The organism is Roseibium sp. MB-4, from assembly GCF_053005265.1.
The window spans coordinates 1855902-1878189 of sequence record NZ_JBRKQB010000001.1; the positions used below are offsets into that span (position 1 = coordinate 1855902).

Annotated in this window: 15 protein-coding genes; 3 read left to right on the top strand and 12 right to left on the bottom strand. The window is 55.3% G+C overall.

Annotated features, from left to right (window positions below):
- Positions 1-177: 177 nt before the first annotated feature.
- Positions 178-1281 carry an AbrB family protein gene (locus ACVDG4_RS08665; RefSeq protein ID WP_306149405.1) on the bottom strand — a complete coding sequence of 368 codons (1104 nt, stop codon included), beginning with the start codon at positions 1279-1281 and terminating at the stop codon, positions 178-180.
- 211 nt (positions 1282-1492) lie between these two features.
- Here ACVDG4_RS08665 and hemN point away from each other — a divergent pair, with 211 nt between their 5' ends.
- Complete coding sequence (hemN, locus tag ACVDG4_RS08670) at positions 1493-2917, top strand: oxygen-independent coproporphyrinogen III oxidase (protein WP_447234752.1); 1425 nt, start codon at positions 1493-1495, stop codon at positions 2915-2917.
- Positions 2918-2975: 58 nt separating this feature from the next.
- Here the strand turns inward: hemN and ACVDG4_RS08675 are convergent, their stop codons facing one another.
- The 6 genes from ACVDG4_RS08675 to ACVDG4_RS08700 form a co-directional block, all read right to left on the bottom strand.
- Positions 2976-4064, bottom strand: coding sequence for a MerR family transcriptional regulator (locus ACVDG4_RS08675; protein WP_447234753.1), 1089 nt, complete (start codon positions 4062-4064; stop codon positions 2976-2978).
- A 135-nt stretch (positions 4065-4199) separates the two neighbouring features.
- Positions 4200-4913 carry a Crp/Fnr family transcriptional regulator gene (locus tag ACVDG4_RS08680; protein ID WP_209002273.1) on the bottom strand — a complete coding sequence of 238 codons (714 nt, stop codon included), beginning with the start codon at positions 4911-4913 and terminating at the stop codon, positions 4200-4202.
- A 222-nt stretch (positions 4914-5135) separates the two neighbouring features.
- Positions 5136-5477, bottom strand: coding sequence for a response regulator (locus tag ACVDG4_RS08685; protein WP_447234754.1), 342 nt, complete (start codon positions 5475-5477; stop codon positions 5136-5138).
- Positions 5478-5610: 133 nt separating this feature from the next.
- Positions 5611-6222 (bottom strand): response regulator transcription factor, encoded by a 612-nt coding sequence (locus ACVDG4_RS08690; protein ID WP_133947866.1) that lies wholly within the window; start codon positions 6220-6222, stop codon positions 5611-5613.
- Positions 6223-6260: 38 nt separating this feature from the next.
- The gene (locus ACVDG4_RS08695) at positions 6261-7415 is read right to left on the bottom strand and encodes a two-component system sensor histidine kinase NtrB (protein WP_447234755.1); all 1155 of its coding nucleotides are present in this window, start codon (positions 7413-7415) and stop codon (positions 6261-6263) included.
- A 74-nt stretch (positions 7416-7489) separates the two neighbouring features.
- Positions 7490-8662 carry a pyridoxal phosphate-dependent aminotransferase gene (locus ACVDG4_RS08700; RefSeq protein WP_306149410.1) on the bottom strand — a complete coding sequence of 391 codons (1173 nt, stop codon included), beginning with the start codon at positions 8660-8662 and terminating at the stop codon, positions 7490-7492.
- 279 nt (positions 8663-8941) lie between these two features.
- On the opposite strand from ACVDG4_RS08700, the gene ACVDG4_RS08705 reads away from it, so the two are divergent.
- Positions 8942-12469, top strand: a complete 3528-nt coding sequence (locus tag ACVDG4_RS08705) for a PAS domain-containing hybrid sensor histidine kinase/response regulator (protein ID WP_447234756.1) — start codon at positions 8942-8944, stop codon at positions 12467-12469.
- 71 nt (positions 12470-12540) lie between these two features.
- On the opposite strand, the gene ACVDG4_RS08710 is transcribed toward ACVDG4_RS08705, so the two are convergent.
- Together ACVDG4_RS08710 and ACVDG4_RS08715 are read right to left on the bottom strand one after the other, a co-directional pair.
- Complete coding sequence (locus tag ACVDG4_RS08710) at positions 12541-15036, bottom strand: putative bifunctional diguanylate cyclase/phosphodiesterase (protein ID WP_447234757.1); 2496 nt, start codon at positions 15034-15036, stop codon at positions 12541-12543.
- Between the two features lie 216 nt (positions 15037-15252).
- Positions 15253-15933, bottom strand: coding sequence for a response regulator (locus tag ACVDG4_RS08715; RefSeq protein ID WP_133947876.1), 681 nt, complete (start codon positions 15931-15933; stop codon positions 15253-15255).
- Between the two features lie 466 nt (positions 15934-16399).
- Here ACVDG4_RS08715 and ACVDG4_RS08720 point away from each other — a divergent pair, with 466 nt between their 5' ends.
- Complete coding sequence (locus ACVDG4_RS08720) at positions 16400-17269, top strand: acyl-CoA thioesterase (protein ID WP_447234758.1); 870 nt, start codon at positions 16400-16402, stop codon at positions 17267-17269.
- Positions 17270-17306: 37 nt separating this feature from the next.
- On the opposite strand, the gene ACVDG4_RS08725 is transcribed toward ACVDG4_RS08720, so the two are convergent.
- The 3 genes from ACVDG4_RS08725 to ACVDG4_RS08735 all read right to left on the bottom strand — a co-directional run bounded on the left by ACVDG4_RS08725 (position 17307) and on the right by ACVDG4_RS08735 (position 22038).
- Positions 17307-17846 (bottom strand): hypothetical protein, encoded by a 540-nt coding sequence (locus tag ACVDG4_RS08725; protein WP_447234759.1) that lies wholly within the window; start codon positions 17844-17846, stop codon positions 17307-17309.
- Positions 17847-17966: 120 nt separating this feature from the next.
- Positions 17967-19631 carry a cisplatin damage response ATP-dependent DNA ligase gene (locus ACVDG4_RS08730; RefSeq protein ID WP_447234760.1) on the bottom strand — a complete coding sequence of 555 codons (1665 nt, stop codon included), beginning with the start codon at positions 19629-19631 and terminating at the stop codon, positions 17967-17969.
- Between the two features lie 85 nt (positions 19632-19716).
- Positions 19717-22038 (bottom strand): methyl-accepting chemotaxis protein, encoded by a 2322-nt coding sequence (locus ACVDG4_RS08735; protein ID WP_447234761.1) that lies wholly within the window; start codon positions 22036-22038, stop codon positions 19717-19719.
- Positions 22039-22288: the final 250 nt, after the last annotated feature.

The following is a 22288-nucleotide window of genomic DNA, read 5'->3' on the forward strand; positions in this document are numbered from 1 at the left end:
TACAAGGTGCCAACGATGGCAAGACAGTGCGCACGGTTCCGGAATGGATGCGTTGATTCATGTCAAGAATCAGAAACCCACCCCCGGTGAAGCTTGGGACAGATTATCGCAGGTACGAGAAAGGTGGCTTTCAGGAGACGCCAGGCTCCCTCTTCAAGACATGACGGTCTTGAGAAATCAGGTCATTGGTTTGTCAGACGTTGGGATCGTGGAGACGTGTCCTGCGGTGCCGGATGACTGGGGTGCCCTGCCGATGGTGATCAATGTGATTGCGGGCAAAAGCAGGACCATTCCGGTGAAGCGAACAATCTGGTGAGCCGCAACGAACGCCGGATCAAGATCGAGCACAAACGCCATCAAGGTCATGACCTCAAGTCCGCCCGGCGCAAAAGCCAGAAGCGCCTGCCCAAAGGGGATGTCGATCATCCACGAGACAAATCCTGCCCCTGCAACGGAAACGGAAAAAGCCGCAGCAAATGCCGCAACCGAAGCGCTCAAGACGCTTACAAATTCGCGAAAGGTCATCTCATTAAACCGGCAACCAATCACAGCTCCCATTGCGACCATACAAGTGAGGACGATACTTTCCGGCAATACAAGATGAATGGCACCGGACGCGTTCAGAGCGGCACTTGTGAAAAAGGCACCTGTCATCCATCCACCTGGAAACCGCACTTTTACGGCAAGAAGACTGCCCAGAATGCAGAGCGGCACCCCGATGGCGTAATCCCACAGATCGGACGCATACCGGCTGACCGTGACACTGGCATCGGTGTCCGTTGTGGAAACGACTGCAAATGGCAGAAGCGCAATCAGGAAGAACAGCCGGACCGATTGCGTGGAGGCAATTCTGGGAAGATCTGCACGTCTTTCAGACGCAAGAGCGATAACATAAGCCAGAGTGCCAGGGATTGCGCCAAAAAATGCCGTCTCCTTTTGCCAATGGGCCGCATATCTCAAAACGCAGTATCCAGCGATGGTTACCCCAACGACAACGAGCAATAGCATCGCCATGGACAGCGGCCACTCGGATACCCGTTCGACAACTTCCGGCTGGACGCCGGCCCCCATGGAAATGCCAAGAAGAACAAACAAGCCGTCGCGGAATTTGTTCGGCATCACAGTCGGGACGCCCGCCAGGGTCGCAGCGGCAACGAGAATCATGGCCCCGGACAACCATGCCGCCGGTAAACCGGCAAGATGAAACACAGCCCCGCCCGCCACGGCAATCGCAAGCGTCGCCGGAAACTTCCAGAGTGTCTCAAACCGGAGTTCGTTCATATTCTACGTCACCTAGTTATCTTGGGGTGACACCTTATAGCCTCAACGCTCAGCTGAATCATGATTGATCACATTGATCAATATAATCATTTTTTTGATACATTCTGATCGTCAAAGACGATGTATCTTCAATCATAACGGAGCATTCGTCAGCCTAAAGCGTGACTTCTCTTCGATTGCGGCTGGAAATTACCAAAATGGTCCGAGCTGGTTGAGCGATATCAAGGCGGCACGCGGACCTGCGGCCAATAGTTGGTTCATGATGACGAAAACGCTCTCCTATGCCATGCGCAATGTACCGCGCTACACCAGCTATCCGACCGCCCCTCATTTCCATGACGGGGTATCGGCAGAAGTTTATGTTGATTGGCTGCAATCAATAGGTCCGCAGGACACGTTATCTCTCTATCTCCATGTCCCCTATTGCCGGGAGATCTGCCACTATTGTGGGTGCCATACCAAGGCAACGCGCAAGGATGCGCCGCTGAAGGCCTATGCCGACACAATGTGCAGGGAACTTGAGTTGACTTCGGCTCACCTGCAAAAGGCCGGCCCCGTCAAACACATTCATTGGGGCGGCGGTACGCCAAGCTTGCTACCGCGGCAGAGCCTAGTGGAACTCACCGGACTAATGCGGGTTCTGTTCGATTTCGACCCGGATCTGGAGCACGCGATCGAACTTGACCCGCGCCTTGTGACAAAGGAACTGGCGGACACGCTGGTTCAGGTCGGTATCAACCGGGCAAGCCTTGGAGTTCAGGACTTCGATCCGGACGTTCAAAAGGCAATTGGCCGTGTCCAGCCTTATGAAGTGGTTGAGCAGACGACCGGGTACTTACGCAAGGCCGGGCTTGATGCGCTGAATTTCGATTTGATGTACGGACTGCCGGGTCAATCGGAACAGTCCATTCTGGACACCGTTGAAAAGACCCTGTTTTTGAATCCTGGTCGGATTGCACTGTTCGGGTACGCACATGTTCCCTGGATGCGAAAGCATCAGCGGCTGATTGACGAGACCTCCCTGCCCTCTGCCGCAGAACGGTTGGCGATGGCGGACCTTGCGCGCAGCGAGTTGCTGAAGGCGGGGTATGTGGCGATCGGCCTTGATCACTTTGCGCGGCCCGACGACAGCATGGCCGTTGCGCTCAACGATGGTTCGCTCAAACGCAACTTCCAGGGTTACACGACCGACCAGGGAGAACAGCTGATCGGTTTTGGCGTTTCCTCAATTGGCAAGCTCAGCAAGGGATTCGTGCAAAACCTGCCGGATGTCGGCAATTGGCAACGCAGCATTGAAGCGGGCAAGCTGCCCGTTTCCAAGGGCCTGCCGTTGTCCGTTGATGATCGGCTTCGCGGCCGCATTATTGAAGAGCTGATGACCAACTACGCCTGCGACCTTGATGAGGTGTGTTCAGCTTATCATACCGGCATTCATCATCTGCAATCCTCGATGGACGCTCTCGATGAACTTGCCGCTGACGGTCTTGTGCAAATCAACCGCATGCAGAACAACAGCACCGTGGTTCGGGTGACAGATGAAGGCCGCCCTTACGTGCGTCTCGCCGCCGCGGCGTTTGATGCCTATTTGGCCGACAGCCAGGCGGCCGGCAAAGCCCGGCATTCTGCAGCGGTTTGAGGCGAACGACCGAGATCCCAAATATGCGGATCGGTGACTATTGTCACCGATCCGTTTTTTAGACGATGTCACAGGGCGCGGGCCGCATGAAGAGCCCGTTCAAGCGGCCATCCGCGGCTTTAGAGAGCCCCCATTCCAGCCGCCCATTTTCAAAGTCGACTGTATAAAGGTCATAGCCGCCGGCACCTACGCCCCGGAAGTCTAGGGTCTTGAGCGCTCCGAGTTGCTCCAGCTCCTGCCGGACCATATGATGTTGCTCACGGATGACGCTGGCCAGCATGGGCGTGTAATCATCATAATTGATCGCTCCGTCAGCACACTCGGCAATGATCGTCCGCAACTTTTCCGCGCTACCGGGATAGGGCTCATTGGCGTTGACCCGATCCTGCAGAGCGTCCTCAGCTTTTTGATAGGCTCCAGGTTCGCACCGGCTTGCCTTGAGTTCAAACCCTTCCTGATGAAGCGTCAAACTCTGGACAAGACCCGTCTCGTCCCGATCAAACGTCACCTGAGCAGGCGTGATCTTCAGGAAGAATTTGTCCGGCGCCTCGGCGAATAATTCGAACTCAGGCTGCCCCAAGAGCCCACCGAACAACTTCCCATTGTCCGCCCTTACTTTGCCAGTCAGCCCGTCTTCAAATCTGTAGTCGCCGACATAATCCTTCAAACTCCTTGGGTCGATTTCAACCTGGGTCCGCGGACGTGCCTGCTCATACCGGCGCCATGCGATATCGTCTGTTGCTTCATGCATATGGGTCTCCTTTGCGAGCGAAAGGAGATCCTCCATGGACAGGCCGTTCTTGGCTTTGAGCTGCAATTGCCCGATTAGCCGCAGGCTGGTTTCGATCTGCGCACTGCGGGTTCGCAGGGTTGTGGCCTGGATTTCCAGAAGCCGTTCCAAATTCGCCGGCTGGCCGGAGAGGAGCTCGCTGATCTTGGAAAGACTGAGACCCAACTGCTTGAGGATAATGACCTCATTCAATCGAACAATCTCGTTGGTGCCGTAAAGTCGCCAGTTCTTCTCCGTGCGCTTGGGCATTATCAGCCCCTGAGCTTCATAGACCCGGAGCGTCTTAACCGACAGCCCGGTCCTTGCAGCGCATTCGGCAGCTGTCAAAAGAACGTCGTTCTGGATTTTCTTGTCCATGAGAACCTCCTGAGCGTCGCTCTAAGGTATGACCATAGGTCCGGCTCAAGGGGCAAAATGCGCTTATTTCACCAATCATAAAAGAAAAAGCCGCAGACGAATCCGCGGCTGTTTAATTGGACTAGCGCACTGTGTTCAGTGCATGCCTGTCATTTGGCACAAGCCGCAGACCTTATTGAGGTGGATTTTGTCAGAGCGGTCCACACGGATGATCCCGCGGCGCTTCATATCCGAGACCACACGGCTGACGGTTTCAATGGTCAGTCCGAGATAATCTGCAATTTCCTGCCGAGTCATGTGAAGCTGGAGGTCGTAACCGTCCTCGCTCTCGTCTACCGGACCGGTGCAGCCGAGGCCGCCGCGGTTCGGCACCAGATGCATCAGAAAGCTAGCGACACGCTCAACTGCAGACTTCCGGCCAAGCAGGACCGCATGTTCATGAAGGACACGCATTTGCTTGGTCAGGCATTTGGTCAGATGCCGCTGCAAATCCGCCGATTTCTCAACGTGACGTAGATCGATCTCATTGACCTTCGCATCCGTCAGCGTTTCCGCGGTGCAATCGTTCTCTTCAGCTCCAGACAGTCCAAACAGATCGCCCGGGCGTAAAACTTCAACAACCTGACGGCGTCCGTCCGGCAGCAGTTTGTAAAGCATCACCGTACCGCTCGCCAACTCATAGAGCCGCTTCGCCGGATCCCCCTCGTAGTAGATCACAGCGTGGGTATCGTAGTGGGCCTGCTTGGCCCCAAAATGTTCAAAAGAAGTCTCTTTGGATGCACACATCTCGGCAACCGGACGACCGGTTCCAACCGCATGCCCGAAAGTATCTGCTTCATAGTAAGCCATTTAAATCCCTCCTGCGCACAGACCTGTGCGGCGTAGTCCGGTCATGGCAACTGTTGAATTGGCGACCGCTCTTATGAGAGGACCTTGGTTCGACTGTTGCTGCAAAACGTCCCGTCCGACGTTCGGCCAACCGCAGGAGAAACTGTATCTATCAGATGTTGCAGGAGAAATTAGGGTGTCTGCGTAAGAAGAACTACATATGAGATATTCGGACGCAGGAGATTATGCCACAGCCTCTGCCAAAGCTTCCATCGACAGCGGCTTTCTCAACAGAGGCATATTGGGCAAATCCCTGAGATGTCTGTTCAAGCCGGCGCGGGTCTTGCCGGAGATCGCGATGATGCGGGGAGCGCTCGCCCGGGAATTCAGTTGATGGGCAACATCCACACCGCTCATTCCCGGAAGTCCGAGGTCAAGCAAGACGATATCGTTGGCCGAAATGGTCGCTTCGGCCAGAAAAGTTTCACCGTCACTGTAAACGGTCGGAAGATAACCCAGCTCACCAAGCACTATATAAAGTGCGTCGGCAACCGCCCGATCGTCTTCGACAATGTGAACAATCACTCGGCAATGTCCTCACGGTTTGGTCGGAATTGCCAAACCTTCGGAGAAATTACGCTAAAAATCCCGTATCAGATGTACGCAGTACTACGTTTTCGCGTGATTACTTATTTGATGAGGCCTTCAAGCGCTTTTGTCATCCTGACGCACCGTGGCCGAGGACAATACGGACCAACTCGGCCGCATTGCGGGCCCCGAGCTTTTCCATGATTCGAGCGCGGTGAACTTCGACCGTGCGCGGGCTGATACCGAGTGTCCGGCCAGCTTCCTTGTTGGAGGCGCCATCGGTGATCTCTTTCAGCACTTCCAGCTCCCGGCGGGTCAGAAGGTCTACGCCCTCAAACTGCATTCCACCATCGGAAGATTGGCGCTGCTTCATGGCGTTGATGCCTTCGCGGACCCGCTCCAGAACCGACTCGGCTGAGAAAGGTTTTTCAATGAAGTCGTGCGCGCCGTTGCGAATCGCCTCCACCGCCAACGGAATGTCCCCCTGGCCGGAGATGATAAAGATCGGCGCGGGATAGTTTTCCGCGTTAAGCGCCTTTAGAACTTCGATACCGGACCGCCCCGGCATATGAACATCCAGCATGATACAGGCAGGAACGGCTTTGCTGGCCGACTGCACGAACGCGTCACCATCGGTAAAGGTTTCAACGATAAAGCCCTCCATATTGAACAAAACGGATAGGGCGTCACGCACAGCGGCATCATCGTCTACGATATAGATGGCATCAGCGTTCGCTTTCATCGATTTACTTCCTTGTCCTGAGCCGGGACCGTCCGCGTTCATTCCGTCCCGGTTTCTTCAATTGTGACGGGCAGCGTCAGAAGAAACGACGCTCCTGCACCCGGTGCTGATTGTTCGAGGCGCAAGTCACCGCCGTGATTTTGCGCGATTGATCTGGAAATTGCCAACCCCAAGCCGACGCCCTTGTGCTTTGCGCCGCTGAATGCCCTGAAAAGACTGTCTGCGACTTCGTCAGAAACACCCGGTCCGTTGTCTTGAACGCGAAACTCAAGCGAATCCTCACCAAGGCACACCGCCAAGGTCACTTTTCTTTCCGCCTGGCCGGCGACGGCTTCTCGTGCGTTGCGAAGAAGGTTGATCAGAATTTGCCGGATTTGCACCGGATCGGCCATCAAGGGGGGGAGGTTCTTATCAACTTTGGCGACCATTATGGACGGTTCGTCGATCGCCCCCAAATCTGCCATTTCCAGACAGGTGGCAACCAACTCATCGACGTCGACTTCTTTGCGCTCCGGATCCTTGCGCTCCACCAGTTGGCGCATGCGTTGAATAATTTCGCTGGCACGCTCAGCTTCCTTCACCGCCTTTGAGATGACGTCCAACATAACCGGTGTCAGACGTTCGTCGGCGGAGGCTTTGCGGGACACGGACTGCAGATACAGCAGAATGGCTGTGAGCGGCTGGTTTAATTCATGCGCAATGGCAGCACCCATCTCGTCGAGCGCACTTAACCGCGTCATGTGCAACAGTTGGGACTGCGCTTTGCTCAAACGCTCTTCGATCTGCTTGCGCGGCCTTAAGTCCCGCAAGATGCCGATGAACTGGCGGCCTTCAGACGTCGCCGCCTCGCCAACCGACAGTTCCAACGGGAAAACCGTCCCGTCCTTATGTTGGCCTTTGACCTCCCGGCCGATGCCAATGATCTTCTTGTGACCCGTATCCAGATAGTTTTGAACGTAAGAATCGTGATGGTGCGCATAGTCGGTCGGCATGATCCGATTGACATTCTCGCCAAGCAGATCTGTTGCTGAATACCCGAAGAGTTTCTCACAGGCCTTGTTGAATGCCAAGATTTGGCATTTCGCGTTGATGACGATGATGCCGTCAACAGCGGTGTTAAAGACACTGTCCAAACGGGCGTCAGAGATCGTCGCGGCAACTTCTCCGCTTTCAATCACACTGTCATCCGCCATGCCGCACCCCGATGGAACTCGCCCTTCCATCAAGACTTACGGATTTTCACGTACTCCAGCAACCCGTCTTTGTTCTAAATCTCTGGCAACCAAACGCTAATTCTTTGGATAGCTTCTTCCAAATGGGCGCGCTGGCGCGCAAAGCACAAGCGAATGTAGTTTTCTCCGCCGTTTCCGAACGCTGTTCCAGGTGCAAGACCCACACCGGTCTCGCGGACACAATCCATTGCAAACTTGCGGGTATCTTCAACACCGTCGATGGAAAAGAATAAATAAAACGCGCCTTGAGGGGCCGCGATCCGGACGCGGTTCAAAGCCCCAAGCCCCTGAACCACGCAGTCCCGCCCTTCTTTGGCAAGCGCAACTTGCTGCTCGAGAAACGTATGGCCGTCATTCAAAGCTGAGACAGCCGCACGTTGACTGAACATCGGGACGCCGGACGTTGAGTATTGAATGAGGTTCTCCAAGACTTGGCCCAGCGCCTCTGGTGCCGAAATCCAGCCAATACGCCATCCCGTCATTGCCCAGTTCTTGGACATGGAGTTCACATAGATGATCTGATCATCCTCTTCCGCAATGTCGTAAAAGGACGGGGCGCGGTTTGCCTCGCCATAATAGAACAGTGCGTAGATCTCATCCGCTATGATCCAAAGTCCGCGCTCACGGGCAAGACTAAGCACTTGTCTCAACACCTCTTCTGACGCGACCCACCCTGTTGGATTGCTGGGGGAATTAAGGAATATCGCAGCGGTCTTTGGCGTAATCGAAGCCTCCAGATCATCCACGTCCAATTCCCATCCTTCGAGCACTTCGCGCATTGGGACTGAGACCGGTTTTACGCCTCTGATCCCAAGAGCTGCCTCGATGTTTGGCCATGTTGGTGTTGGCACCAACACTTCTTCGCCGGAGGATGCAATAGCCTGGATGGCGAGTTGAATGGATTGCATGCCGGAACCGGTGACAAAAAACCTATCAGGTGCAAAGGCCTTGCCGAAAACTCTTTGATGATATCCGGCCAGCGCGGACCTCAGTTCCGGAATGCCGCGCTGGTAGGTGTAGAAGGTTTCACCGTTGTCGAGGGACTGCTTCGCAGCATCACAGATGAACTGGGGTGTCGGCAGATCCCCTTCCCCCGCCCACAAAGGAATTACGTCATCACGTCCTTGTCCGGCATTGAAGACTTCAACGATGCCGCTCTCCGGCGCCATGCGTGCCTCGTGGCTCAATGTATCAATCAGCGCAGCCAAATGTGTGGTCCTTAGTAGCCCTATCCGCCGTCAACATACCTGCAATTCTTCCGATGTTTTCATGAAACAATTTGAACTCTGCTTCACAGGTGCTGATCAATAGCGGGACTGCCTAGAGTGTTTCAGCGACAGATCTGTCTTCGCCGCATGGCGAATAGACATCTGCTGCAAGCTGTGATCGGATCGCGAAAGAGGCGGAATAAACACGGGGATGTGCTGAGATTCGGCATACTTTGAAACTGACCCCAAAAAACTGCCCGGGAGGATAACCGCAAGACGATGCTGCATGGCTGGCTCGTGATACTGGCGGCAGCGGTGTACATCCTGCTGCTGTTTGCCATAGCAAGTTATGGCGACCGGATGGCCCGGCGCTCCAAGCGTTTGCGCGGTGGCGGCCGGCCGATGATCTATGCCCTGTCCTTGTCGGTCTATTGTACGTCTTGGACCTTTTTCGGCTCGGTCGGCAACGCTAGCCGAAACGGCGCTGAGTTTCTGACCATCTATATCGGTCCCCTTTTGGTCTTTGCCCTTGGCTACCCGCTGCTGCGCCGGATTATCCATATCTCCAAAACGGAAAGCATTACCTCGATCGCCGATTTCATTGGTGCGCGGTATGGCAAGAGCCAGTCCGTCGCAGCGTTGGCGACCCTGATTGCCGTGATCGGCGTAATCCCCTACATCGCCTTGCAGCTGAAGGCCGTATCCCTGTCTATCACAACGATGGTCGGCCCGATATTTTCGCCGCCGGAGTTTCTCTATCCGGGCTTTGCCGATCTGACGCTCCTGGTTGCGTTGGGCATGGCGATCTTCAGCTCTGCGTTCGGGACCCGGCACATTGATGCGACCGAACACCAAGAAGGCCTGATGCTCGCGATTGCCGCAGAGGCGGTGGTCAAGCTGATCGCGTTTCTGGCAGTCGGTTTCTGGGTCACCTACGGGCTGTTCGGCGGCCCCTTTGACTTGATCCGTGCAATATCCGAGGCGCCTGAAGTTGCCGCGGTCTTCGATCAGCCAATCAAGATCAGCAACTGGGTTGTCATGTCGACCTTGTCGGCATTTGCGGTTCTTTTGCTGCCGCGCCAATTCCACGTGACCGTGACGGAGAACAACTCCGATGCGGAACTGAAACGCGCAACCTGGTTGTTTCCAGCCTATCTGATCCTGATCAATCTTTTCGTCATTCCGATCGCAGCGGCGGGGCTCCTTCGGTTCGGGCAGGACGTTAATCCGGACACCTATGTTCTGGCCCTGCCGATGGATGCAGGTCAGCACTGGCTGACGATCTTCGTCTTTCTCGGCGGTTTGTCTGCCGCAACAGCAATGGTGATTGTGGCTGCAGTCGCCCTTGCGATTATGATCTCAAATGACATCGTCATCCCGCTGATGCTGAGAGGACATCGCGAAGAGGACATCGTAAACACCGACGGTCGGGATCTGAGCCGGCGTCTGATCACCATTCGCCGCCTGGCCATCTTCGGTATCTTACTTCTCGCCTACGCCTATTATCGGGCCGCTGGTGATACGGCTGCCCTCGTTTCCATCGGTCTATTGTCGTTCGCTGCGATTGCCCAATTCGCACCAGCGTTCTTCGGCGGGCTTTACTGGCGGCGGGCAACAGCCACTGGCGCTATTGCTGGTCTGAGTGGCGGCCTGTTTCTCTGGGCCTACACGCTGTTATTGCCGACCTTTGCCCAATCCGGGTTGATCTCCGACACCATCATGAGCACGGGGCCATTTGGCATTGACCTGCTTAAGCCGGAATCCTTGTTCGGTATTGAGGCAGATCCATTTATTCACGGCACGCTCTGGAGCCTTGCGGCAAATGTTGTTCTGTTCATCGCCGGATCGCTGATCCGCAAGCCTCAGCCTTCAGAAACGCTGCAAGCAAACGTCTTTGTACCGTCAGAACTCCGCAATCCGACCAACTTCCTCTACTGGCGGACGTCAGTTACCGCAGGAGATCTCCAGGCCACCGTCGCCCGCTACCTCGGTGAAGAAAGAACAGAGCGCTCATTTCAGAGATTTGCACGTGAGCGCGGTATCTCGATCGAACCAAATACAATCGCAGATGCGAACCTTCTAAGGTTCTCCGAGCAACTGCTGGCAAGCGCAATTGGTGCCGCCTCTGCCCGTCTCGTCCTTACCTTGATGCTAAAAAGGCATGATCCATCGACAAAGGGCGCGGTGAAACTTCTGGACGATGCGTCCATGGCGATCCAGCACAATCGGGACCTTCTGCAGACAGCGCTCAATCAAGTGCGACAGGGCATTGGCGTGTTTGATCGGGACTTCCGGCTGATCTGCTGGAACCGTCAGTTCCGGGATCTTCTGGGCCTTCCGGCAGAATATGGACAGGTCGGCACGACCCTCGACGCAATTCTCCGATACAACGCGGAACGCGGTGAACATGGCTCCGGACCCGTTGAGGTCATTGTGCAGGACCGGATCGAGAAGCTGGTCATCATCCAGGAGACCTATCAGGAGCGCCTGTTTGAAAGCGGCACGGTTCTGGAAGTGCGGATCAGCCCGATGCCTGATGGCGGCATCGTGACGACCTACACCGACATTACGGAACGCGTGATGGCGGAAGAGGCTTTGGCAAAAGCCAATGAAACGCTTGAACGGCGGGTCCGAGAACGCACCGAGGAACTGACACACGTTAATGACCGTCTTGTGGAGGCAACGCGCGCCGCAGAAGAAGCAAACATCGGTAAAACCCGTTTCCTGGCCGCCGCCGGTCACGACATCATGCAGCCTCTGAATGCGGCACGGCTCTATTCCTCTGTTCTGGTCGACAAGCTCCAAGAGGGTGACAACGGAAAACTCGTCAAGAACGTGGAGTCGGCGCTGGAGTCGGTCGAGGACATTCTCGGGGCTGTCATGGATATCTCAAGGCTCGATACGGGAGCCTTGAAACCGGAGCCGACTGTCTTCCGGCTGGACGAGTTGATCCGCGGCCTGGAACTCGAATTCACACCGATCGCTGCCGAAAAGGGATTGGAGCTTCGGATCGTACACACCACCATGTCGATCCGGTCCGACCGACGCCTCTTGCGGCGGTTGCTGCAAAATCTCGTTTCCAATGCAATTAAATACACCGGAGAAGGCAAAGTGCTGGTCGGCTGCCGTGTCCGGGAGAACCGGGTGTTCGTGGAAGTGCATGATACGGGCCTCGGAATCGCTGAAACCAAGCAGAAAGCCATTTTCCAGGAGTTTCATCGCCTTGACGACGGCATGCGCGTTGCCAAGGGTTTGGGTCTTGGATTGTCAATCGTTGAGCGGATCAGCCACGTTCTCAATCACAAAGTGAACCTGCGCTCTACGCTTGGAAAAGGGTCTTGTTTTTCGGTCGAACTGCCGCGCAGCGCGCCCGTGCCTGATATAGAACCGGTGCCGCAACCGGCCGCAGTTGTAGGCCAGCTCGATGGGCTTTGCGTTGTTGCGATCGACAACGAACCCGACATCCTGTCCGGCATGCGCCATCTTCTGACAAATTGGAACTGCAATGTCATCACGGCTTGCGATGACACGCAGGCCGCCGCTTTCCTCAACCACGAAAACCTGACGCCGGACGTGATCTTGGCGGATTACCACCTGGACAACGGCACAGGGATTGAAGCGATCGTGAAGCTGCGCTGGAAATTCGGCAGCCACATACCGGCCATCCTGATCACGGCGGATCGAAGCCGCCCGGTGCGCACCGAAGCCGCCGACAAGGACATCGCGTTCTTTAACAAACCATTGAAGCCAGCTGCTCTCCGGGCTGCTCTTGGACGATGCCGGACAGATCAATCTGCAGCAGAATAACAGTCCCGAGGCGATAGGGCCCAGTTATTGACGGTGGCAAAAGATCGACTGTCGCGGAAAGCTAAGACCGATCAGTCGCGTACAGCTTCTACGGCACTGCGTTTGTCCGGAGCCGTGCTCGGCGCCCGTTCATCCCAATCCTCATTTCGGATCTCGCCGATCAGCATCGGATTGGGGTCCGGTCTGCCGAAATAGTAGCCCTGCAATGTGTCACACCCGAGCGTCCGCAACGCATCAACCTGAAACTGGCGCTCAACTCCTTCGGCAGTCACTTCCAGTCCAAGGTTGTGGGCAAGGGCTATGATGGCGGCAATGATGGCAAGTCCCTCGCTTTGCTCACCAATTTCATCAACGAACGACTTATCTATTTTAATCTTGTCGAAATTGTAATTGCGCAAGTAAAGCAGCGAGGAATAGCCAGTCCCAAAATCATCAAGCGCGATTTTGATCCCCATATCCCGAAGGCCGTCCAGTTTCTCGGAAGCAGATCCGATGTCTTTCAAGAAGACCGATTCCGTAATTTCAAGTACGAGCCGCTCGCCCGGGAAGCCAGTCTCCATCAGGACGTCGGAAACGGTTTCAACCAAATTTGGATCCATGAACTGAACCGCAGACAGGTTTACTGCGACCGTCTCAAGATCCGGCCATTGCGCGGCAACCTTGCAGGCCTTTTTCAACACCCACATCCCCATGGGCAATATGAGCCCGGCGTGCTCCGCAATCGGGATAAACACATCAGGAACAATTTCCCCACGGGTTGGATGCTGCCAACGCACCAGAACTTCACTTGAAACGACACGGCCGCTGCGGGCCTCAACAATCGGCTGAAACTCAATGGTCAAGCCGTCAGTTTCGAAAGCTTCGCGCAGATCGGCTTCAAGTTCGCGGCGCTCCCGAACCTCCCGCTCCATCTCCTCGGCAAAGGCAAGCGCCTGCCCACGCCCCCCCTCTTTGGCCTTGTAAAGCGCGATGTCAGCCTCGCGCATGAGATCATTCACGCTTGAGTTTGTCTGACGGAGCCGGGAAAAACCAACGGTCGCGCCGATCGCAAATTCACGCTTTCCGACTTTGAAGGGCTTGCGAGTAACTTTCACGAGTTCATTCGCGAAAACCTCAGCCGCCTGATCGCTGACGAATTCCCCGACAGCTGCAAATTCGTCGCCACCAAACCGGGCGAGTAAGGTGCGGCCTTCGCTGATTGAACGGAACCGTTCAGCGACCTGGATCAGGAGGTCATCCCCGGCTGCGTGCCCACTGGTATCGTTGACGACCTTGAAGTTATCGAGATCGATCAAAAACAGGGTCAGAGTGCTGGCGCGTTTTTCAAGTTGTGCCGCGAGCTTTAGGTCTGCCTGTTTCAAGAACCAGTTGCGGTTTCCAATGCCTGTCAGCGCATCTTGCTCGGCCAGCTGCGTGACCAAAGCGTTCGCGACCTTCATCTCGGTTATGTCCGACGCAACGCCCCGATAACCGGTGAAATAACCCCGCTCGTCGAAAGCCGGTGTTCCTGAAACCGCCCACCACCGCGCTTCGCCATCGACATCAACGCCGATCTCAAGGTCCCGGAACGCCGTGATTTCTGTGATTGCATCGTCCAGGACTTTGTACCCATCCAGCGCGTCCGGATGGGACAGCGAATAGGCCAGATCGGTCAATCGCATTGCTTGAAGTCTGTTTGGGTCTCGCCCGCTCACAGCTGCAAATCGAGAAGATACGTTTCGAAGATTTCCGCTTGTATCGGTCTCCCAGAACCAGTCGCTGTCCTTGTCTTCGATGTCGTTCATCATGAGCGCGATGAGATCACCCCGCTGGCGCAACTCTCCCTCCGAGAGGAAATGAGAGGTAAAGAGCCAACTGGTCGATGTGGAACTGCCGACAATGATGACGGCAAAGCTCGTTAGGAGAGTGATCAGGATCCAGGACAGATCGATGTTGACAACCGCAAGAGAGACAGCCGAAACACTGTACAAAACAAGCAACCATCGAAACGCGGCCTGCGGAACAGTTGCCAGCGCAAAAGCGCCGCCACAGGTCATTCCAATCGTCACAATGGATGCTATCCAGATGCCTTGAGCATCTCCGACAGCCAGTGCCGCAATAGGCACGACGGCCCAAAGCGCGCTCAAAATCGTGGCATGATGAATGGCGCGCGCGATGACTTTTGGGGAAGCCTGTTCGATTGGATATCTGCCGCTCTTGTGCCATCTCAGGCCCATTTGAGCCATCACAAGAACAATCAACAAAGCCCATCCAAGCACGTATGCTGGCGGCACAAGCGTCAACCCGACTGCAGTAAGAGCCGCCGCGTTAATCAGATTGCCCGCAATCATGACGGGGGTCAGACGCAAAACATGTGAAATCTGCGCGGCCCGAACCCTGCGCATGACATCTTCATCAGCCACCGGATAACCAAATGCCAGCAGGAACGGCTGCATCGAGTTTTTCAGGCTTTGCCGTGACTTGCCAGTGGCACTGTGGCGGGCAGACGCCCAGATCTGTCTTCCTGGATGGACAAACGCCAGGAATATGACCTGGAGCATCGTTTTCCAGTGCGCGGACAACCGCATGCTTACTCCAATACTACGCAACGAGATGCACGCGCCAATACCTTCGCGCACGAAGAGCCTAACTGGTCCCTCATGAAATTACGGTAAAGGAGAAGGATTCAAAAAATTATTGTCAGTATTCAACAAATAATGCCGCAACGGGAAGCTGCGGCATCGTTTCCATAAACTAAGGATTGGCGATCTTGGCAGGTGAATACCGAGCGCCGCCAGTACTCCCTAGGCGTCAGGCGTCTCAACGGTTTCGCCGTTCATTTGCCACTGACCAGCTTCGATTTTCGAGGCGGCAATGACGGCCTGGGTCCGGCTTTCGACGCCCAGCTTTTGAAGAATGGCAGAAACGTGCGCTTTCACCGTTGCCTCGGAGACAGAGAGCTCATAGGCGATCTGTTTGTTCAAGAGGCCTTCGGACAGCATCATGAGGACACGAACCTGCTGCGGTGTTAGCGTTGAAAGCCGCTGCACAAGGTCGCCACTGCCGTCATCGGCAGACAGATCCACATCCGGCGGCGTCCAGACATTGCCCAGCATGACTTCGGCAATGGCTTCCCGGATCACCTCGATGCCATGAGATTTCGGGATAAAGCCTGATGAGCCGAACTCCATGGCCTTCCGGATCGCCTGCGGGTCTTCGTTTGCCGACACGACAACGACCGGTACACCGGTGTGTTGCGCGCGCAAGTACATCAATCCTGAAAAGCCGCGCATGCCGGGCATCGTCAGATCCAGAAGGATCAGATCGACCTCGCCGTCTTTCTCCAAAAGCGAGGTTACATCTTCCAATGCCCCCGCCTCGACAATCGAGGCTTGCGGATATTGAGCTTCCAGCGTTTGACGCAAAGCTCCACGGAACAGCGGGTGATCATCCGCAATGACAAAGCGATACGATGGCGCCGACACGTTTTCCTCCCAGATCAGCCTTCTTTTTTCAGGCCGTTTATCGAACGGGTGTCTGCGCGCTCTCCTCCGAAAGCCGAGGCTTTACGCCGGGCTATCACACACTTACGCAGACGTGGTTCGTAATGTTTGAAAGTATGTGCCTAAGGGCGCGTTGGCAAGTCAAACGATTGGGCGGTGCTTCGTTCTCATCAAAGGTACAATAGGTCTCAAAAATAAGCATGAGACACAGCAAAGAGAATCTATTGCTTCACTATACTTACGCTGAATTGAAACTATTGCCACTGAACGCAGCTGACAGGTCCTCAAAAGCAGTTTTAATCTCGAACAATTACAACCCAGATGACGTTTATACCATCTGCGTTTTCCACAGATTAACAAAGCCACAAATAAGAACTTCAAAAAACAGATTAATTACAATAACTTCACGTCGCTGATTGTTCTATTCTCTAATCAAAGTTTCTTCAAAATGGCGCTTTCACCAACTCTCTATTCCTTCACCAACCGGTGGGAATGTGATGAAAATGATCACTTGAACGTCCAGTTCTATTTCAGCCGCTTTGATGAGGCAGATCAGCAATTCCGGCTGATATCCGGCCTCAGCGACAGCGTGGCCGGAACACGTCGTGTACGCCATGTGCGCTATCATAAGGAGTTGCGGACCGGGGATCTCATCACCGTGCACTCCGGGATCGCTTTCGATGGCCCGCATCTGCTGACCGTGGTGCACGAGATGCGAAATGCCGGGACTGGCGCGTTGAGCGCGACTGCGATCGACGGATACGAACCGAGCCCCAGCACGGTCAAATCACTCCGGCAGAGGTTTTCGAACTATCAAACACCTATGAATGCGGACGCGACACCGCGCGGTCTATCGGCCAGCCCAGCCAGCGCACGCCCGGCTTTGGACAAACTCCTGCAGGGCAACGGAGCGCTCTGCTTCCGTGGGACCGTAATGCCCAGACACGTCAATGCGGACGGAAAAGCAGATGATCAATTCGCTTTGTCTTGCTGCACGGACGGCGTTCCGCATGTATGGGAGCGCAGCCCGCTTACCCAAGCTTATCTGACCCAGCACAATCTTGGCCGGGTCGCCATCGAAATGAAGTTGATTTGGCATTCGCCATTGAAATCCGGCGACATGATTGTGGTTGCCTCCGGTTTTACCGGCAGCCAGAACAAGACCTTCGGAATGCGGCATCATGTTTTCGAAAGCCGTACCAACCGTTTGGCCGCAACGCTCGATGTGGTCGCGCTGACGATGGATCTCGATGCCCGGCGCGCGGTCGAATTGCCGGAAGAGGCAAGAACCGCCATTTCCAAGATGGTGCTTTCTTAGAATTCAATGATGCCTTTTGGCCACACGACGGTTCCGGTCAGTTTCCGGAGCCGTCGAGGTCTTTTTGAAGCTCGCGGACCATGCCGAAAAACCGGCGCATGGCTGTCTCGGTGAAATCGAGAACACGATCGAGTTCTTCTTCGTCCTCTGAAGTCAATCCAGAGGTTTGATCTCCGGGTTCAGCATCGGTAGCAGGACGATCCAGGGCGGAGCCTGGCGGCAATTGCGGCTGACCATTTGCATTGCCGCCTTCCAGTTCTTCCACGCGGGCGGTCAGTCTCTCAACTTCACCGGCCAGTGTATTGATTTCCGCCAGATAGGCCTCTTCAGCCAGGGGCACGGGATTGCATCGCCATGCCTCGTTTTTCTGTTTGCAGACAGAGACGGTCCCGTTCTGACGGTCCACCCTCAGAACGTCACCCTCTACGGCGACCAGAGAATATCTATCCGGCGCGCCATCGGTCACGGCTGTTGCGGCTTCTTCCGACACAGCCTCTTCAGCAACCGCCGCGCTGTTCCCCGAAACACTCAGACACACCAATAGACCAAATGCTGCTGAAATACCCTTGCAGATCATGACGCCGGTTCTCCTGGCTGCGTGAAGTCGGACACTCTGATGAACACGTTGGAATAACCGTTGCCACAAATCCATGGCCAAAGCACGGCCTCTTTCGGACTTGTCACCGCAGATTGCCGATTAGTTGGATGCCCCTCTTGCAGGATCCAACAGCTTCTCCAGCGTTTCCAATCGGTCCGCCTCTCCAGCAGGCTTGTCCCAGCGCAGCCGTGAAATGCGTGGAAAGCGCATGGCAACACCGGATTTGTGCCGGCTGGATCTGTTTAGCCCCTCAAAAGCCACCTCCAGAACAAGGCCGTGGTCTTTGCTGTAGGCAACCTCCCGGACAGGACCGAACCGGTTGGTCGTGTTTCCGCGGACAAACTTGTCGATCTGCTGCAACTCTTCGTCTGTAAAACCAAAATAGGCCTTGCCGACCGGCACCAGTTCATCGCCGGTCTCTGCTACCCGCCACAGCCCAAATGTGTAGTCGGAATAAAAGGACGAGCGCTTGCCGTGCCCCCGCTGGGCATACATCAACACGGCATCGATCAGATGCGGTTCCCGCTTCCATTTGTACCAGAGACCCTTCGGCCGCCCTCCGGTGTAGGCCGTGTCCCAGCGCTTCAGCATAAGACCCTCAACGGCAGCTGCATCTTCTTTGTCCAGCCGGCTTTCCGGTGTGTTTCGCGCCTCTGTTATGTCCTGCCAGCTGGTCACAGGTACAAGCGGTGACAGGTCGATCCGCGGATGACTGAAGTCAGCCACAAACCCTTCAAGGCGGCGGCGGCGCTCTTCAAAGGGAAGCGGTCTCAAATCCTCACCGTTGAGCGACAAAAGATCATACGCCCGAATGGCCGCCGGAAGCTCCTTCAAAAGCTTCGGACCGGCTGTTTTTCTGTTGAGGCGTTTTTGCAGGTCACCGAATGGACGGACCTTGCCACCCTCCATGACAAGCAACTCACCATCGATACAGCCATTGAAATTAAGTGCGTCGAGAACATCCGGGAATGCCCGCGAGATGTCTTCACCCGTGCGGCTGAAGAGACGACGGACCTTTTGTCCATCCCGCGTTTCTCCAGCCGCTGCTTGAATCCGAATGCCATCCCATTTCCATTCCACGGCAAACTCGGCTGCATCAAGCTGAGCAGGATCCCTGTCCGCATCAAGAGGGTGGGCCAGCATGACGGGCCGGAAGGGGGCCGGGTCCAGATTGTCCGGGCGTTCCCCTTTGCCCTCGGCCCAGGCAAACAGGCTTTCAAAGGGTGGCTTCAGCCCGAACCAAACCTCCTCAATGTCCGAAACACTAAGATCACCCAGTCGTGCCACAGCGGTTTTCGCAAGGCGCGCAGACACGCCGACACGAAGCCCGCCTGTAACCAGCTTCAGCAAAGCCCACCGACCGGTCTCATCCATTTGATCCAGCCAGCTCGCGATCAAACGCGGCGCATCCGTTTTGCCTGCGGTCTCAAGCGCATCGACAACGCCCGTCAGTTCGATGCGTTGACGCTCAGCGCTCGCGCCGTCGTCGGGAAGCGCAGGCCACATGAGTGCAATTGTCTCGGACAGATCGCCAACAAAATCATAGGACAAGGCAAACAGCGTTTCGTCCGAACGCTCCGCGATCAGCGCTTTCAAGACAGCTGGTTTTGCATGCTTGAATTTCAGGTCTCCGGTCAGCGCTGCCAGCGCATAGCCACGTTCCGGATCAGGTGTTTCCTGAAAATAGCGGACAATAAGCGCCTCTTTTGCAAGGCGCCTTGGTTCTAACGATAGTCGGTCAAGTAATTGGGAAAAAACATACATGAACACAAAAAACCGGGAAAGAGGGGCGAAGGCAACTCTATCCCGGTTAGATGCGGTTCAGACAATGAAGGTCAAGCCGATGGACCTAGGCGGCAATTTCCTCTGACCTTTCTGCGGTCAAGTACTGCAGTCCGACCGTGTCTTCGTGGACCCATTTCACAGCCATCGGATATTGGTGTCCTTTGGTGTCTTCATAGGTGACATGCATGCCTTCAACCGCACCGTGGAAGTTCATCACGCCAATACCGCCTTCCGAGCTGTTCATCAACCGAGTCCGGATATGCTCGCCACTTTCGGAAATCAGATGGATTTGCTGACCGCGCTCTTGCTTGCGGTTTGCGCGGCGGCGTTCTTCAACATCACGCGCCATCTCATTGAGGAAGCCTTCGATCCCTTGAGACATTTCATCAGCAACGTTTTTCACCGCCACAGCAATGTGATCCACGGTCTCGGCTTCACCTGCGGTTGCCTGGATGGCCTGATCCACGCTTTCCGCACTGTTGACCGCGTTTGCCGTCTCGCTGGCTGCCATGGTGATGCTTTGCGAGATTTCCTGTGTTGCAATGCTTTGCTCGCCAACCGCTGCGGTGATCGCACCAGCCACTTCACTGATCATCTCGATGGAACCGGAGATCTTGCGAATGGACTCAACCGCTTCGCTGGTCAGCCCTTGGACCGACGAAATCTGACTTGAGATTTCTTCAGTTGCCTTGGCGGTTTGGGTCGAGAGTTCCTTGACCTCGGCGGCAACAACTGCAAAGCCCTTGCCGGCATCTCCCGCCCGGGCGGCCTCAATGGTCGCGTTAAGCGCCAGGAGGTTTGTCTGTTCGGCAATGGCGCGGATCATCTCAACGACGGTGCCAATTTTTTCAACTGCTTCTGCGAGGCTGGAAACATTGCCGTCTGTTTGCTGGGCCACGCCAGTCGCATCTTCGATGACGTTGCTGGCCCGATCTGCCTGGCTGAGAATTTCCTGGATCGCTGCGGACATTTCCTCGGCCGCCGCCGCCACGGTTTGCACGTTGTCAGACGACGAGGAGGACGCATTTTTCGCCTCGGTTGCAGCGCTGGACGCCCCTTGCGAGATATCGCGGACGCGCGCAGCAATGTCGGTCATCTGACCGGTTTTTTCGTTCACGTCTCCAGTAACGCTGGTCATCAGATTGCGGAACTTCTCGATGAGACTTTCCATCTGATTCTGACGCATGCGCTCGCGGTCGCGCTCCTTGGCAGCTTCTGTTTCTAGAACACCGCGCACCCGCGCATTCTCCTGGAACACTTCACCAGCCTTGGCCAGTTCGCCAATCGCGTCCGTGCGGTCACTGAACGGCATCTTGAAGTCGATATCGCCATCAGCAATCCGGACCAGACTACTCGTGAGGCGGCCAAGCGTTTGGGTAACATTGCGCAGCTGCCACGCGACCAGGGCTAAGGTTACAAGAACGACCGCGATCGTTTCTGTAAGAACCAGCATCAGATGCCCGTTCGCAGCCTCGGAGATTTGTGCCGCGCGTGCCTCACCGGCTTTCAACATTTCAATTGAAGCTGCGCGGATCATGTTCAGGCGCTCGGTCGCTTTGCCGAACCAGACGGACCCTTCAATGCCCTGCCCATCTTTTGTTTCAGGTAATGTGCGCAGAACCTTGCGCCACTCCATTACCTGGTCCACGGCTGGGCCGGACACAGTTTGCTCAAACATCGCCAGTTGTTGCGGAGAAGCGATTTGCTGGAAATTCTTCAAGAAGGCTGTTTCAACCGACAGACGGTCGAAATACGCCAGGAACCGCGCTGAGGGGACTTCACCGTCTTTGCCAACGATTGCAAACAACTGCCCACCGATTGCCCGCTCCAGACCGCCGGCTTCAATCGCTTCGGTCAACAGAAGAAATGGCGTCATATGCTGGGCGTATTCGTTGTCCGAACTCGCCTGAACCGCGGAATTCACGATCGTGATCAGCTTGCGCACTTTGCCGGAGTAAAAAGCCAGATTGTCCGCACCTTTAACCGACTTCGCGTCGACACCCGCGCGGTGTTGGGTGATCTGGTCAAGCTCAGCGCTGGTCGTGCGAACGCGCTCCAGAAGCTTTTCGTTGCTGATATCAAAGTTGGCTACCGCGGCCTGCATTTCCGCCACTGCGGCGTCAGTTGCCTTGCGTTGATTGTCGAGCAGTTCGCGCGGCTTGGCGGCATAACCGGAAGCCATAAGCACCGCGGTTCGGCCACGTTCCTTCTGCAACTCGTGCAAAACCGCTTCTGAGCGTTCTGAAATCAGTGCGGTCGGAAGGATTTCTGATGCCTTCCGGCTTTCGATCATAGCCTCATTCAAGGCCAGCCCACTGGCAATCATAAACGCCACCAATGGAACAATGGCGAGAAGCGCAATTTGCGCGCGAATTGATTTGAACATCCCAAACCCCAGCGAAATTCTGTCACGCAAATTTAACGCAGAGGCAGGTTAAAAATTTACATATACCCAAAGATGTTATTCCCTACATCTTTATACTATCGGCATTAATTACATGGATGCGAAAGAAGCGATTTTTCAAATACGGCCAATACTGACAATATCGCTCAAAATATGAGCATTTCTTTCTGGTGGACGTCGCTGCGATAAGCCTGTATAAGCCGCGATCCACAAGGGCCTGCATGGTGATGGC